This window comes from Hymenobacter sp. GOD-10R, from assembly GCF_035609205.1.
Classification (GTDB): Bacteria; Bacteroidota; Bacteroidia; order Cytophagales; family Hymenobacteraceae; genus Hymenobacter.
In genome coordinates this window covers 2,652,462-2,667,989 of sequence record NZ_CP141184.1, presented here as the reverse complement: position 1 = coordinate 2,667,989, position 15,528 = coordinate 2,652,462, and the positions used below count along the sequence as shown (strand labels likewise).

The window sequence follows — 15,528 nt, the reverse complement described above, 5'->3', positions numbered from 1 at the left end:
AGATTAAGATAGAGGCTGAGGTGGCGGCGAAGAAGACGCCGGCCTCGAACGGTCGACGGGCAGCGGAACAAATTCGGCGTTGTCGGTGGGTGGGAGGGCAATGCGGCCGGCCTGCCAATCGGCTTTTGCCTGCTCGATTCGCTCCTTCCGCGACGACACAAAGTTCCACCAGATGTACCGCTCGCCCAGCGGCTCCCCTCCTAGCAGCATCAGCGTGCTAGCTTCCCGGGCTACCAGCACCGGATCAATGCCCGCCGTGAACACGAGCAGCTGCCCAGCGGTGTAGGTTCGGCCGTTCACCTCTACGCTGCCTTTGGCTACGTAAGCGCCGCGCTCGGGGTAGCCACGCGGGAGGCCAAAGCGGGCACCGGCTTGCAGTACTACGTGCAGGTAGAAAAGCGGGGAGTGCGTTTTCACTTCATTGCGCAAGCCGAAAGCGTCGCCGGCAATCAGGCGCATCCACACGCCCGCGTCGGTGAAGATGGGCAGCGCGTGCGGCTGGTAGTTGGTGAAGCTCGGCGCATTTTCCTCGTCGGCTTCGGGCAGCGCGACCCAGCTCTGTACCATTTCAAGAGCCCCACCAGCTAGGGACGCCGGATCTTCGAACCGCTCGGAATGGGCAATGCCGCTGCCAGCCGTCATCCAGTTCACCTCGCCCGGCCGAATCACTTGCTCGACGCCCAAACTGTCGCGGTGCATCACTTGCCCGCCGAACAAGTAGCTGACCGTGGAAAGACCGATGTGTGGGTGCGGCAGCACGTCGAGGGCTGGCAGCTGCTCGGGCGCCACGTTTACCGGACCAGCATGATCGAGAAAGATGAACGGACCTAGCATCCGCTTTAGGCGGTAGGGCAGAATGCGGCGGACACCGAATCCGTTACCTAGGTCGGCGGGGCGAGCATCGATGATTAGATCTAGCATGGCAGCAGCGGTAATGGTAGTGGATGGGCAAGGTACACAACACGCACTTTGCGCGAGCACGCTGCCTAGCTTTCCTTGCGTAGTTTTGAGGCTGCGCTTTACGCTGCGTGCAGGTAGCTAGAGCGAGTTACCTTTTTCGCGAGGCTATTCTGTCCACCAAATCGGCCGTAGACAAGCAACCTTGGAGTGGCCGGGTTGTTGTTCCACTCGCTTCCTCCAACGTTGTACGGCACCAGGCGCCTACAGCAAGCTTATCTACTGATGTTTTCGCTTATTTCTCCTAGCTCTCTCTTTTCTTCGCTGCTTACCTACTGCCGTGGTCACAAGGCCGCTTCTTCTCCTACTAACCAGTGGGTGATTAGTCGTTTGTGGATGACTGTGTTGTGCGCTTGGTTGTGCTTGCCGCTCAGCACGCTAGCGCAAGACTCAGCTAAAACCGCTGCTTCGCAGCCGAAGCCTGCCGTGGAGCAAGACGCCGCGCAACGCGTGGAGCAGGCGTACTTGAAGCTAGGTCGCATTAGTGGGGCGGTGCGGCGCGGCGTGGACACCGAAGACCTTGCCGAGGAACTGCCCGACGTGGAAGCGAACCTGAAAACCATCCGGCAAAACCTGACGCAGTACAGCAGCGTCATCAACCTGAAGCAAGTTCACCTATTCCAGGTGCTGCTCACCGACATGCAGGAGCAGCTAGGTACGTGGCGCACAGCCCTGGCGACGCAGGGCCAGCAGCTCACGCGCATGCAAGGCCAGCTCGACTCCTTGGGCCGGTACGCCATTACGAAACAACCCGACACGACAACGGCCCTAGGCCGGACTACCGCTCGCCTGCAACGCAAGCAAGCTCGCGCTAAGTTGCTCTTGCAACGCACCCAACGAACCGTCACCCAATTGCAAACGCGCGTGTCCGATTGCTACATCCAGGCGCTGGAGTTGCAGGACGAAACGCGCGAACAGCTGCGACGCTTTAACCGCCGTACGCTGGCTCCCAACAACCCGCCCTTGTGGCGCGCATCGGCCATCGATGCTAGCCGCCAAGCTGCTGCGGGGCAGCTCGTGCGCGAGTCGTACACCAGCCAGCGCCGATTAATGCGGTACTACTTCAGTGAGAATTGGCACTTCGGCGTCTGGATGGTGTTGATTGGTGCTGTTTTCTTCTTCTGGGTATTTCGCAACTTCCGCGTCGTCAACGCAGCAACAAATTCTGAGAAGCAGCCATTTCGCTACCTGCGCCCGGTGCCGGTAGTGGGCACGTTGGTGGTTGTGTTCAGCATGGCGCCGTTCTTCGATCTGAATCCGCCGGCCGCCTATACCGATTTGCTGGAGTTGCTGTTGCTTCTGGTACTCAGCGTGCTGCTAGGTCGGAGCTGGCCGCGCCAACAGTTTTTGTATTGGCTTGGCATCGTGGGCTTGTTTTTTGGCCTCACTTTCGTGTACGCCGCCAACGAACCGAGCCCTGGCTTACGCTGGGCTATGCTGCTGCTGAACCTGACAGCCCTAGGAGTAGGTATTGGCTTTCGGCGCGAGTTGCAACGCGGACCTAAGCTCGCAGCTTTCGTTCCGCCCGTTATTGTGCTCTTTCTGGTGCTGAACCTACTAGCTATTCTCTGCAACCTGACCGGTCGTCTGAGCTTGGCTAAAGTATTCAGCAGCAGTGGTATCCTAGGCCTTACGCAGATTATCTCGCTTTCTGCTTTTGTGCGGTTGCTTACCGAGGCCTTTCACCTGCAGATGCAGCGTAGTCGACTCGGGGGCGGCATGGCCATGCACTTCAACTTCCGCAAGATTGAGCAGGGGCTGCGCCTAGTTCTGTCGATGGTGGTGTGTGGGCTGTGGCTGATGACGTTCACCTCCAATCTCAACGTCTTTCGGCCCCTGTATGGCTTCTTCGAGTACTTGCTCACTACGCCGCACCATATGGGCAGTCTGACCTTCACCGTCGGCAACATTGTCGCGTTCTTCGCTATCGTTTACCTCTCGGTGCTCTTGCAACGCTACGTGGGTTACTTCTTCGGTCAAACGGATGACGAGTTCAACAGTGACCCCGACCGCCGCGGCTCCTGGCTAGTTGCCATCAGACTGGTATTGCTGGCCGCGGGCTTCTTGCTGGCTACCATGGCCTCCGGCCTGCCGCTCGATAAGATTACCATTGTGGTGGGTGCCCTAGGCGTAGGTGTGGGCCTAGGTTTGCAGAATATCATCAACAACCTCGTTTCGGGCGTTATCCTCATTTTTGAGCGGCCCTTCCAGGTAGGCGACTTTATTGAGGTGACCGGTAAAACCGGACGCGTGAAAGACATTGGGATTCGCGCCAGCAAACTCATTTCCTTGTCAGGCTCCGAAATCATTGTGCCCAACGGCGACTTGCTCTCGGGTCACGTCATCAACTGGACGCTGAGTAACAACCATATCCGCGTCGAGCTAGGCTTGAAGCTAGGTCCTGACACCGACCTCGACCACGCGAAGGAAGTAATCAGTCAAGAAATCCTCGAAAACCCCAGCACCCTGCACAAAGTCGCGCCCGAAATCTTGCTCAGCGGCATCAATGGCCAAGTGTACGACTTGAAAGTGCTGTTTTGGATCAACAACATTCGGCAAGAGCAAGCCCTGAAAAGCGAGATTCTGGCCGGCATTCACCGGCGCTTTACCCAAGAGGGCATTAGCCTATCGTAAGTAGTAAGGTATGCCGATGCCTTGGCAGCAGTATGTTTGATTCGTCTTGTGCTGGACGAATGAGCGAGCTGCTGTAGCCTATCAGTTGGGGTAGATGCCCGGGAACTGGTAGTGGTACACGGCCACCAATGCACGGCCCTCGTACCGGCTCTCCATCTCAGGCGATTCGTGAATCACGAGGATATGGTGCGCCATTTCACTGTGCACAGGCTTAATATAAGGCAACACGACGGCGTCTACACGAGTGATGCGTTCAATGGTGCCACCGAGAGGGGTTTGATGGGATAATCTCATGGTTCTGCTTTTACGAAAATTTCACTAATATAAACACACTATTGCGCATTTTATGCCAAAAACTCGCTTTCACACTACTCATTAATAATAATACTGATTATTAGCATCACTCAAGGCAAATGCTTATATTAGTTGAATTTGCTTAAAACCTTCCTTGGTCCACAGAGGTAAACTCGCACACAAAAGCCTTCTTTTCTACTTGATAAATGCAAAAAAGAAGCCGGCACCCCAATTGGAGTGCCGGCTTCTTTTTTGCGCTTTAGACGGGCTGCGCTACGCGCTTAATGCTGGGCTGAAGCTAGGCTACTGCTTCGCACTTAGGTCCCGAATCCAGATGTTACGAAAGCTAAGCGGCTCGCTCTTGTCGCCGTGCGACTGGAGCTTGATAGGCGCCGCGCCGTGGCTCTGCTGGTAGCTTGCCTTGCCGATGTACTGTGTAGGGCCTAAAAGCTCTGTGTCGTTTTGCACCACCACGCCGTTGAAGATAACCGTAACGCGGGCGGGCGTTTGCACTGTGCCATCGGCCTTAAACGTGGGCGCCGTCCAGAGCACGTCATACGACTGCCACTCGCCGGGTTTGCGCGTGGGATTAGCCAGCGGGATGAACTGCTTATAGATGCTGCCCGCCATTCCATTGACGTAGGTTTTGTTGTTGTACGAGTCCAGAATCTGCAGTTCGTACCCTAGGTCGCCCTTACCAAGTGAGGCCAGAAAGATGCCGCTGTTGCCGCGGGCCTGACCTGTGCCGGTGATGTTGGCTGGCACCCTCCACTCGATGTGCAGCTGATAGTTGGTGAAGCTACGCTTGGTTTCGATGTTGCCGGTGGTTTTATCCACGGTCATCAAGCCGCCGGCCACTTTCCACTTCGCAGGTGTATTACGGTCCTCGGTCATTACCCACTGACTCAGGTCGCGGCCGTCGAAAAGCACGAGCGCATCGGAGGGCGGTGCGGTGGCGAGGGCAGTAGCGGTTACCGTTTTAGGGACCGGCTCCCACACTTCGGTGTCTTCGGGTTTACCGTTTTGCTGAGCGGCGGCGAGCGAAGTCATTCCAAGTACCAACAGCGAGGAAAGAAGCGCAGTTTTCGTCATAGTGAGAGGCTTGCTAGCCTTGAGTTCAGAAGGTGGGAGAGAAAAACGGAAGCTACACATTGCACAAGTTCACAGCTTGGCGCAACGAGGCGAGCTTGTCAGTTTGGGTAGGAATAAACTCCTGGGCTACGTAGCCTTTGAAGCCTGTCGCCTTGATGGCCCGCATGATGGCTGGGTAGTTTAACTCTTGCTTATCATCGAGCTCATGACGCCCCGGTACGCCGGCCGTGTGGTAGTGCGCGATGTATGCGTGGTGGTCAGTGATGTTGCGGATCACATCGCCCTCGTCAATCTGCATGTGGTAGATGTCGTAGAGCAGCTTGAAGTTCTCGGAACCTAGCTTTTTGGCCAGCGCCACACCCCAGCTGGTACGGTCGCACTGGTAATCCTTGTGGTCGATTTTGCTGTTGAGCAACTCCATCACGAGCACTACTTTGTGCTTGGCGGCTAGGTCCATCAGCGGTTGCAGACCGCGCACAGCATTTTCTAGGCCCTGCTCATCCGACATGCCCCGGCGGCTGCCGCTGAAGCAAATCAGGTTGGTGTAGCCGGCCTGGGCTACCTTCGGAATCATTTCCTTGTAGCGCGTCTGGAGCTGAGCGTGAAACTTAAGGTCGTTGAAGCCATCGGTGAGGTTGATTTCGGCGCCGTTGCACATGGGCGAGTCGAGACCGTGCTTTTTGAGCGTAGGCCAATCGGCGGGACCAACCAGATCGATGCCTTTGATGCCCATGCCTTTGGCGGCCACACAAAGCTCCTCTAACGACATGCTTTGGAAGCACCAGCGGCAAACTGATTGTTTGATGCTGCCGTCGGCGGAGCTAGCTACGGGTTTATCAGCGGCCATAATAGTAGGAGCACCTAGGGCTACTGTGCTGGTCAATAGACCTTTGAGGGCAGCACGACGGGAGTGAGAAGCAGCCATTTTGTGTGAGCTGTTGATTTTTAGGAAAACGTCTTTCTATCGGGGTTCCCGCAGAAGACGCAGAGGGCCGCGTAGAGGACGCAGAACACATTACTGATCCTTAGCCGGCCTCAGCCAGCGAAGGAGCTGAGCCGTAGGCCACTTCGGTGGGGACGGTAGCGGTACTCCGTTCGCGGAAGAAAAGCAGGAATACAATCAGCACCACGGCGGCAATGGCGGCCGGAATCAGCCAGATCATGCGCCAATCGTGGGTGCCGCCAGTAAGCTGGTACGAGTCGAAGATGCGGCCTGAGAGCAGCGTACCCACGAGCATGCCCACCCCGTACGTAGCTAGGGTAATGAAGCCTTGCGCCGAGCTTTTGAATTGCTCGCCGGCTAGGTTATCGGTGTAAATCTGGCCCGTTACGAAGAAGAAATCGTAGCACACGCCGTGCAGCACAATACCCAGGATGAGCATCCAGTAATTACCCATGCCGTCGCCATACGCAAAGAACAAGTAGCGCAACACCCACGCGGCCATACCTATAGCCAGCATCTTTTTCACACCTAGCCGCTTGAAGAACAGCGGAATAGCGAGCATAAACAGCAGCTCCGACACCTGACCTAGGCTCTGCACGCCAGCAGCGCCCTTCATGCCCACTTCGTTCAGGAAGGGATTAGTGAAGCCGTAGTAAAAGGCCAGCGGCACACAGATGGCAATAGAAGCCAGGAAGAAGATCAAGTACGAACGATTCTTCAACAAGCCAATAGCATCAAGGCCTAGCATTTGCCCCAGCGAGCTAGACTGCCCGCGCTTAATAGGCGGCGTGGCCGGCAGCGTGAAGCTGAACAAACCTAGCAACGCCGACGCCCCAGCGGCCATCACGAACGTTGCCTGCAAGCTATTGCTCTGCTCCCAGTTGAGCCAGCCAATGGTTAGGCCTGCGATGATCCAACCTAGCGTACCAAGCACCCGAATAGGAGCAAACTCCTTCTGTGGGTCCTGCATCTGGCGGAAGGCAATGGAGTTAACCAGCGCCAGCGTAGGCATGTAGGCCACCATGTAGGCCAGGATGTTTGGGTAGAAGCTGTCGAAATCAGGAGCTTTGCTAGCGCGCCACAATAGGAATGCGCCCACTAAGTGCAATACACCCAGTATCTTCTGCGCCGAGAAGAAGCGGTCGGCAATCAGTCCAATGATGAAGGGAGCCACAATAGCTCCGATGGACTGGGTGAGGAAGGCTACCCCTACTTGCGTGCCCGAGGCACTGAGGTTGTGCAACAAGTACGTACCTAGGGTTACAAACCACGCGCCCCAGATGAAAAACTCCAGGAACATCATGAAGGAGAGCTTAACTCGGGTAGTAGCAGTCATGGGCAGGAAAGGTTAAGGTTAGCGAAAGGCAATCGGCGCCTGGAAGAACAGATAACCTTTGTCGTTCCGGGCAGCGCAAGGAGACTAAGTTGAAAACTCGTCAGACTCCTCACCCCTGCCCGGAACGACAAAGGCGTAGCAGAAAGCACCTAGGCTATTTGAGGCTCAAAATGTAGGTCACCATTTCCTTGGCATCTGCTTCTTTCAAGTCGGGGTGCGGCGTCATAGCGATGTCGCCCCAGTTGCCTTTACCGCCTGTGATAACCTTTTTAGCCAGCATGTTGATGTTGGCTTGCGTATCGGGATATTTCTCAGCTACAGCCACATAGGCTGGGCCAAGTAGCTTCTCCCCTTCGCGGTGGCAACCACCGCAGTCCGACGCGGCGATGAGCTTGCCGCCCTTGCCACCCACGGGCACACCGGTAGGCTCCGTCCCAATGTCGTTAACGCTGGTGCTTACCTGGGGCTGGTGGGCGGTAGCTGATACGTCGGCTCCTACTGCGCTGTCAGGATTTAGGGCGGCTTGGGGCTGCTCTTCACCTGAACCTTCTGTTGCTAGGGTGTTTTCGTTTGATGGCGAAGAGGTTTGTTCAGTGCTAGAGGTTTGCTCAGCGTTAGAGGATTGTTCGGTGTTAGAAGAGCACGCCAGCAACGCCGCGCTGAAGCTCAACAAGACAAAAGCTTTTTTCATAGAATCAGAGGTGAGTTGGTAAATCGCAGCTGTTACGCTAAGAATTGAAGGTAAAAGCTCCGCATAAATAAGTAATCAGGGCTAGGTGCTACAAACCTAGCAGCTGCTTGTTCTTGGCCTCGTCGGTACCTGCCGCGGCAAAATCGTCGAAGGCACGGTCGGTGACCCGGATGATATGGTCTTTGATGAATTGCGCGCCTTCGCGGGCCCCGTCTTCGGGGTGCTTGAGGGCGCACTCCCACTCCAGCACGGCCCAACCGGCATAATCGTATTGAGCTAGCTTGCTGAAAATGGCTTTAAAGTTAACCTGTCCGTCGCCGAGCGAGCGGAACCGCCCGGCCCGATCGATCCAGTTTTGGTAACCGCCGTACACGCCCTGCCGACCCGTAGGATTAAACTCGGCATCTTTGACGTGAAAAGCCCGAATACGCTCGTGGTAGATGTCGATATACTCTAGGTAATCAAGACATTGCAGGATAAAGTGCGAGGGATCATAGAGCAAGCAAGCCCGCGGGTGATTTCCTACCCGCTCCAGGAACATTTCGTAGGTCGTGCCGTCATGCAAGTCTTCGCCGGCGTGCACCTCGTAGCATAAGTCTACACCATTACGGTCGAATTCGTCGAGGATGGGGAGCCAGCGTCGAGCTAGCTCATCGAACCCCGTCTCGACTAAGCCAGGCGAGCGTTGAGGCCATGGATACACGTACGGCCACACCAATGCCCCGCTGAACGAGGCATGCGCCGTCAATCCTAGCCGTTGCGAAGCCTGTGCTGCGTACTTCAACTGCTGCACGGCCCAGGCTTGCCGAGCAGCGGGGTTACCGCGCACTTCTTCCGGCGCAAAAGCGTCGAACAGTGTATCGTAAGCTGGATTCACAGCCACTAACTGGCCTTGCAAGTGCGTCGAAAGCTCCGTGATTTCCAGGCCAGCAGCCCGCACGGTGCCGGCTAGCTCGTCGGCATACGTCTGGCTTTCGGCCGCTAGCTTCAGGTCAATGAAACGTGGATCGGTGGTGGGTAGCTGTACGCCTTTGTAGCCGAGGCCTTTGGCCCACTCGCACATGGCGGCCAAGCCGTTGAACGGCGCTTCCTCGCCAATAAATTGCGCCAGGAAAATGCCGGGTCCTTTTAGGGTCTTCATTCAAGTTGGTGCTTGGTACTGGTTTAGTGCTTGGTACTAGGTGCCTAGTGCTTCGCTCCTGGTAAATAGCATAAGGAAAAACGCTTATATCACTACCCAAAACGAAGCACCAGTCACCTAGCCCTAAGCACCAATAGATGGAAACTCGGTCCACTTCTGATCGGAGCGGCCCGAGGCAATTACGGTTTCGATGAAGGCCATACCGCGCAGGCCATCGGTAATGCTAGGGTAGTCTTGCACCTCGGGGGAGGACGTTTCGCCAGCTTGCTCAGCTTGCAGGTGCAGGGCGAAGTTGCGGTAAATATTGGCAAAAGCTTCGAGGTAGCCTTCTGGATGCCCGGCTGGTACGCGTGCGTTGTGGCGGGCAGCAGCGCTGAGATAACCGGCGCCAGTCCGGCGGATTTCAGCGGGGCGGTCGAGCCACTTTACTAGCAAGGTGTTGTTGTCGGCTTGCTGCCACTCTAGGCCGCCTTGGTCGCCGTACACGCGTAAGCGCAGGTTGTTTTCCTCACCGGCAGCTACTTGCGTTGCCACCAGAACGCCACTCGCGCCGGAGCTGAGGCGCAGCAGCACCGCGCCGTCGTCGTCGAGCTGACGGCCGGGCACCACCACGTTGATGTCGGCGCACAGCTTTTCTACTTGTAAGCCGGTCACGTATTCGAGCAGGTTGAAGGCGTGGGTACCGATATCGCCCATGGCGCCTGCTATACCGCTCCGCGCGGGGTCGGTGCGCCAGGCGGCTTGTTTGTTGTCGGCGCTGCCTTCCTCGAAGGTGCTCAGCCATCCTTGCGGATACTCAACATACACCTTGCGAATGGTACCAAGCCCACCCGAAGCCACCAGTTGCTTTGCCTCCTTCACCATTGGGTAGCCGGTGTAGGTATGCGTAAGGCACAAGTGGCGTCCGGTAGCTTTTACTACCTCCGCCAACTCGCGGGCTTCGGCCAATGAGAACGTCATGGGCTTATCAATGACCACATCGAAGCCGCTTTCCAGAGCTAGCTTGGCTGGCGCGAAGTGCAGGTGATTTGGCGTAACAATGCTAATCACCTGCACTCGGTCGGCCGCCAGCCGTGCTTTTTCTTGCTCAATAAGCTCCTGGTACGAGCCATACACTCGTTCAGGCGCTAAACCTAACGCCTCTCCAGTAGCCCGCGACGTGGCGGGGTTACTGCTGAAAGCGCCTGCTACTAAGTCATATTGGCTATCGAGAGCTGCTGCGATGCGGTGCACGGCCCCGATAAAAGCGCCCTGCCCGCCACCAATCATTCCAAGTCGTAATTTCATTCAGTTGTGTTGTTGGCAGGTAGCGGCTAGCTGTTCGCCTTCCCCATTTGGTAGATAAAACGAACCGCTAGCCGCTAACCGCTAAAAAATTAAGTGGTAGCCCAAGCCCGGTCCCCTTTCTTGTATGGCACGTTGCCATCGTACTTACCGGGCACGGGAAGGTAGCGCAAGGCTTTCGTTGCCCCTACTTCCGACGTGAAATAACCGAGTAACGTCAGCTCCTTCATCATTCGAAAATAGTGATTGGGTGCCTCAATCGATTTGGTTTTGCTGTACTGCTTTTGCTCCGTGTCGAGCGCACGAAGCAAGGCCGTGCGCTGCTCAGGCGTACTTTCCAGGAAACCTTTGCCGTTCTGCTTTTTGCTAGCTTCTTCCAACTGATCCAAGCCTTTCACGAAGGCTTGCTGGTCGGCTGGCGTGTAGCAATCTCGTACCATTACGGCCATAAAACCGCCCACATTGGCGGATTTAGCGCCGGGCGTTGCGGTAGTCGGCAAAATTGTTTCGCCTACTTCGTTCAGGTAAGCCGCCTGCTTGGCATCGAGCACATCTGCCAGCTTGCCGTTGGCTTGGGTTTTTCCTTTTCCGTTATCAGCAGTTTTATCGGTGCTAGCCGGGCCGCAGCCGGTTAGCAAGTAGTCGCCCCCGATGAGGGTGCCGCCCATAATTAGGGCTACTCGGGCGACGGCATCACGTCTGTTCATAACCTTATCAGTGAAAGGATTAGATATTCTGCTTTTTCATTTCGCCTACGGCATGATCTACGGCCCGGGCCGTGAGTGCTAGGTAGGTAAGCGAAGGATTCTGGCACGCAGCGGACGTCATGGCCGCCCCGTCGGTAACGTACACGTTGGGCGCGTCCCAAACTTGGTTGTGCTGGTTGAGCACGGATGTTTTGGGGTCGCGGCCCATGCGCGCCGTACCCATCTCGTGGATGCCACCGCCCATGGCGTAGTCGTTGTTGTAGGTGTTCACATTCTCCATGCCGGCAGCTTCCAGCATTTCCTTTGCGTCCTGCATCATGTCGACGCGCATTTTGCGCTCGTTCTCGCGAATAGTCGCATCCATGGCCAGCACCGGCAGGCCCCACTTGTCCTTCTTGTCTTTGTCGAGGAAGATGCGGTTATCGTGGTACGGCAGCGTTTCGCCGAAGCCTGTCAGACCCATGGTCCAAGCGCCTGGCTCCGAGAGGGCATCTTTCCAGTCACCGCCAATGCTCATTTCGGCAATGTCGCGGCTCCAGCCTTCGCGGCTCGCGCTACCTTGGTAGCCGAAGCCACGGATGTAGTCGCGCTTGTCGCCGAACAGGTTGCGGAAGCGGGGCACATAAATACCATTGGCGCGCCGGCCAAACACGTACTTGTCTTCGTAGCCTGGCATTGTGCCGTGGGCACCAGCCCGGAAGTGGTGGTCCATTACGTTGTGGCCTAGCTCCCCGCTGCTGCTACCTAGGCCATCAGGCCACACATCAGTGGCCGAGTTCATCAGCACCCAGGCAGAGTTCAGCGCCGAGGCATTGAGGAAGACCACTTTTGCGTAGTACTCGTACGTCTTGTTCGTTTCAGCGTCCAGCACTTCCACGCCTTTCGCCTTCTTGGTATCCTTATCGTACAGAATGCGCGTAACAATGGAATAAGGCCGCAGCGTCAGGTTGCCTGTGGCCACTGCCGCAGGCAGCGTGGCCGATTGCGTGCTGAAATACGCACCGAATGGGCAGCCAAGCCAGCACTTGTTGCGGTACTGGCAGTTTACGCGGTTGTGGTGCGGCTGCGTGATGTTGGCCGTGCGGCCAATCACCATGTGTCGGTTCTTGAACTTGGCTTTGATGCGCGCGGCCACATCTTTCTCCACCACGTTCATTTCCATAGGCGGCATGAAGTCGCCGTCGGGGAGTTGGGGCAGCCCGTCGCGGTTGCCGCTGATGCCCGCAAACTTCTCGGCGTGGCTGTACCACGGAGCTAGGTCTTTGTAACGAATAGGCCAGTCCACGGCAATACCATCTTTGGCGTTGGCCTCAAAGTCGTAGTCGCTCCAGCGGTACGACTGCCGACCCCACATCAGGGAGCGTCCGCCTACGTGGTAGCCGCGAAACCAGTCGAAGGGCTTCACCTCCGTGTAGGGGCTTTCCTTCTCATTCACCCAATAGTCAAGGTTGCTTTCGTTAAGCGTGTAATCGCGCTTCAACACCGGGTAATCCTCAATCATCTGCTGAGTTTTCCCCCCACGGTGCGGAAACTCCCAAGGCGCTTTGTTGGCGTTCACATAGCCTTTGATGTGCTCTATGTTGCGGCCACGCTCCAGCATGAGCGTCTTTAAGCCCTTTTCAGTCAGCTCCTTAGCGGCCATGCCGCCCGAAATTCCGGAACCGATGACGATGGCGTCATAGGTATTTTGTTCCATAAAAAGCGAAGTAGAATAAGATGAGGTAAATAGCCGCTCGTGAGCGACTTACAGCAGCGTGCCCTTGATATAGGAGATGCTGCTGCGGATGCTGTCGAAGGGCGAACCAGGCGTGCGGTCCTGCTCCACGAAGAAATACTGGAGGCCTGCTAGCTTGCGCTGAGCATATATTTTTTTGAAGTCAATGGAGCCGTTGCCGACTTCCGTGAAGTCGTGCTTCTCCGTTTTATCCATGTCCTTCATGTGCCACAGCGGGAAGCGACCGGGGTTCTGTTGGAACAAAGTCACGGGGTCATGCCCGGCTTTGCTGGCCCAGTACAGGTCTAGCTCCATCTTCAACAAGTCCTTATCGGTTTGCTTGAGGAGGATGTCGTAGGGCAGCTTGCCGTCTTGGGCCACGAACTCGAAATCGTGGTTGTGGTAACACAGCTGGATGCCGGCTTTCTTGCAGCGCTGACCGGCTTTGTTCAGCGCCTCGGCAAGACGCTTGTACTGATCTAGGTTGCCCCGCTCCGATTCCTGGAGGTAAGCGCACACCATGTACTTGATGCCCACCTGGGCCGCGTCGTCCACGGCTTTGTCCCAGCCGTGCAGAATGGTGCCTTGCACAGGCTTGCCTTGGTTCTCAGCCATGCCGAGTACGTAGTGGCTGCTGGGCATGATCAATCCGTGCTGCTTTAACGTTTTAGCGAAGGCAGCAGGCTCCATTCCGTAGAATTTCTGAGTACCCGTATAGGTAGCACCTTCCACTGAGTTGTAGCCGAGCTGAGCCACTTTCGCAAGCGTGCCCGTTGGGTCTTGCTGCATGGCGTCGCGCACAGTATACAGCTGAAGACCGATGTATTGGGTGGGAGCAGCAAGCAACGCAGGGCTCACCAGCGCCCCAGCCGAAAGCAGGGCGGCAGATTTCACGAATGTGCGGCGGGAAGTCACAGAAATGGTCTGGTGGAAAGGATGAAATAGCCGGAAGAACTAGTAGCCTACAGCAACGAAAACGAGTAATGTATACCCGCTAATCAAACGGTTTAGAGCCGAAGAAATTCGCTTGTTGCTAAGGTCATGCTGGCCAATATAGGGGAAGGTAGGCGTATTTTTTACAAGTAGACACCATAATTATGCAAACGTTGCAACTGTAGCGCTGCAACGTTTGCATAGTCAGTCCCTTCGGTTAGTAGCCCGGGTTTTGGGTGAGATTGGAGTTCACCGCAACCTGTTGGTTCGGAATCGGGAAAATGAGGTAGGTAGGAGAACTACTCGTAGGTCCTTCCTGAATGGGACCGAGGAACTTACCGAAGCGAATCATGTCCTGTCGGCGCCATTCTTCTAGGTACAGTTCTCTGCCTCGCTCGTCGAGCAATATATCCAGGGTTAAGCTAGGGAGAGCCCCAGCATTGCGCGATGGGTGCGCCCGAATAGAGTTTACCAAGGCTAAGGGGGTATTGCCATAAGGACCCGCCGACGTAGCCGTGCCACCCCGCAAAATAGCCTCCGCCTTCATCAACAACACGTCAGGCAGGCGCAGGTGCACCATGTCGTTGTCGGTGGTGCCAGCCGAGTTGTTCGTGAAATCCGGCGGATACTTCATCGGACGAATACCGGTGCGCTCCAAGGTTTTGGCGTCGGTTTCAATAATGCTTACCTCTCGCGTGAAAGCTAGGGGTGCGCCGCTACGGTCCGTCAGGGGTGCATCCGTGTTCAGGTTGTACTGTTGCCCTACCAAGAAGCCCACGTTTTGACGTTTGCCGGGGTTGAGAGGCCCATTGGTGTAGCTGTACACGGTACCACGCCGAATGTCGTTCGCGCCAAACTTGTCGTAGAAATCAGACAGTGCCGTGGGGCCATTGTAGCCGCTAGGCACCATGTTGTAGTGCGAGATAAACCGCCACAAGTCGAATTGTGCTCCGCTGCTTACACCGCCTTGGTTCAGCTCCGTGAAGATGTTCTCCGTACCAATATTCGTGTTATCCGGCGCGAAATTATCGAAGTAGTTAGCGGCAAACTTGTAGCGGTTCGTGTTGATAATCTGGTCGGCGAGGGTGATGACCTGATTCATATCGGCGGCGGCAAACGTGGGCGCCGCGCGGTTAGCGTACACCCCCCGATTGAGGTAGCACTTCATGAGCAAGCCTCGCGCGGCATCCTTATTGGCGCGGTAAGCGGGTGCGTCGGGCAGATTAGGCAACACTTCGTTTACCTCGCTTATGACGTATTCGAGCGCCTCAGTACCCTTGCGCACGCGGGCCAGCTGTGTTACCGATTCGCCTGGGTCGCGGTAAGGTACTTGATCGAAGAGGTCGAGGATCCAGTAGGTGGCCCAAGCGCGCAGGAACCGGGCTTCCGCTTGCTGCTGCTGCGTAGGATTGTAACGCAACAAGTCCGTTGCGGCAAACACAACTGCGTTCAGGTTATTGAAACTGTTGCGTATTTCTATGTGGTTGGCGTCCCAGGTGTGCAGGTGCAGCTGGCGCCATTTGCCGTTATCATCCCAGTCGCCGCCCCGCGTAGGCATCAGACGTTCGTCAGTTGTTACTTCCGACAGGGCAAATACCTGACCTGCTCCCTGGAAAGGACTGCGCATTGCCGTGTACACGCCATCGAGCAGGGAGGACGTATTGGAGGAACCGCTACCACCTACTTGATCGGTAGTCAGCGAACCTTGAAACTCTTCGTTGATCTCGCAACTGTTGACCAGCTGGAGAAGGGCCAGCAAGACCGCTGCACTCAATACCTTTTTCATACAATACTAGCTGCTG

At 56.1% G+C, this 15,528-nt stretch carries 13 protein-coding genes; 1 reads left to right on the top strand and 12 read right to left on the bottom strand.

All coding sequences use genetic code 11. From position 1 onward, the window contains the following. Positions 1-3 precede the first annotated feature (3 nt). A complete protein-coding gene (locus SD425_RS10740; RefSeq protein WP_324678321.1) occupies positions 4-921 on the bottom strand; it encodes a pirin family protein in 918 nt (305 codons plus the stop codon). 261 nt (positions 922-1,182) lie between these two features. Between SD425_RS10740 and SD425_RS10735 the strand changes: the two genes are divergently transcribed. Then, positions 1,183-3,591, top strand: coding sequence for a mechanosensitive ion channel family protein (locus tag SD425_RS10735; RefSeq protein WP_324678319.1), 2,409 nt, complete (start codon positions 1,183-1,185; stop codon positions 3,589-3,591). A gap of 81 nt (positions 3,592-3,672) precedes the next feature. Here SD425_RS10735 and SD425_RS10730 read toward each other — a convergent pair whose 3' ends face one another. The 11 genes from SD425_RS10730 to SD425_RS10680 form a co-directional block, all read right to left on the bottom strand. Beyond that, the gene (locus tag SD425_RS10730) at positions 3,673-3,885 is read right to left on the bottom strand and encodes a hypothetical protein (RefSeq protein ID WP_324678317.1); all 213 of its coding nucleotides are present in this window, start codon (positions 3,883-3,885) and stop codon (positions 3,673-3,675) included. A 303-nt stretch (positions 3,886-4,188) separates the two neighbouring features. Further along, complete coding sequence (locus SD425_RS10725; protein WP_324678315.1) at positions 4,189-4,977, bottom strand: DUF1080 domain-containing protein; 789 nt, start codon at positions 4,975-4,977, stop codon at positions 4,189-4,191. Between the two features lie 52 nt (positions 4,978-5,029). After that, entirely contained in the window at positions 5,030-5,902 is an 873-nt protein-coding gene (locus SD425_RS10720) for a hydroxypyruvate isomerase family protein (RefSeq protein ID WP_324678313.1), read from the bottom strand. Between the two features lie 100 nt (positions 5,903-6,002). After that, positions 6,003-7,256, bottom strand: coding sequence for a nucleoside permease (locus tag SD425_RS10715; protein ID WP_324678311.1), 1,254 nt, complete (start codon positions 7,254-7,256; stop codon positions 6,003-6,005). A gap of 154 nt (positions 7,257-7,410) precedes the next feature. Further along, complete coding sequence (locus SD425_RS10710; RefSeq protein WP_324678309.1) at positions 7,411-7,947, bottom strand: c-type cytochrome; 537 nt, start codon at positions 7,945-7,947, stop codon at positions 7,411-7,413. An 88-nt stretch (positions 7,948-8,035) separates the two neighbouring features. Beyond that, the gene (locus SD425_RS10705; RefSeq protein WP_324678307.1) at positions 8,036-9,088 is read right to left on the bottom strand and encodes a sugar phosphate isomerase/epimerase; all 1,053 of its coding nucleotides are present in this window, start codon (positions 9,086-9,088) and stop codon (positions 8,036-8,038) included. 123 nt (positions 9,089-9,211) lie between these two features. Then, on the bottom strand, positions 9,212-10,375 hold the full coding sequence (locus tag SD425_RS10700; protein WP_324678305.1) for a Gfo/Idh/MocA family oxidoreductase: 1,164 nt from the start codon (positions 10,373-10,375) through the stop codon (positions 9,212-9,214). Positions 10,376-10,464: 89 nt separating this feature from the next. Then, positions 10,465-11,079, bottom strand: a complete 615-nt coding sequence (locus SD425_RS10695; protein ID WP_324678303.1) for a gluconate 2-dehydrogenase subunit 3 family protein — start codon at positions 11,077-11,079, stop codon at positions 10,465-10,467. Between the two features lie 19 nt (positions 11,080-11,098). Continuing rightward, positions 11,099-12,775 (bottom strand): GMC family oxidoreductase, encoded by a 1,677-nt coding sequence (locus SD425_RS10690; protein WP_324678301.1) that lies wholly within the window; start codon positions 12,773-12,775, stop codon positions 11,099-11,101. A gap of 48 nt (positions 12,776-12,823) precedes the next feature. Beyond that, positions 12,824-13,687, bottom strand: coding sequence for a sugar phosphate isomerase/epimerase (locus tag SD425_RS10685; RefSeq protein ID WP_324678299.1), 864 nt, complete (start codon positions 13,685-13,687; stop codon positions 12,824-12,826). A gap of 256 nt (positions 13,688-13,943) precedes the next feature. Beyond that, entirely contained in the window at positions 13,944-15,512 is a 1,569-nt protein-coding gene (locus SD425_RS10680) for a RagB/SusD family nutrient uptake outer membrane protein (protein WP_324678297.1), read from the bottom strand. Positions 15,513-15,528 lie beyond the last annotated feature (16 nt).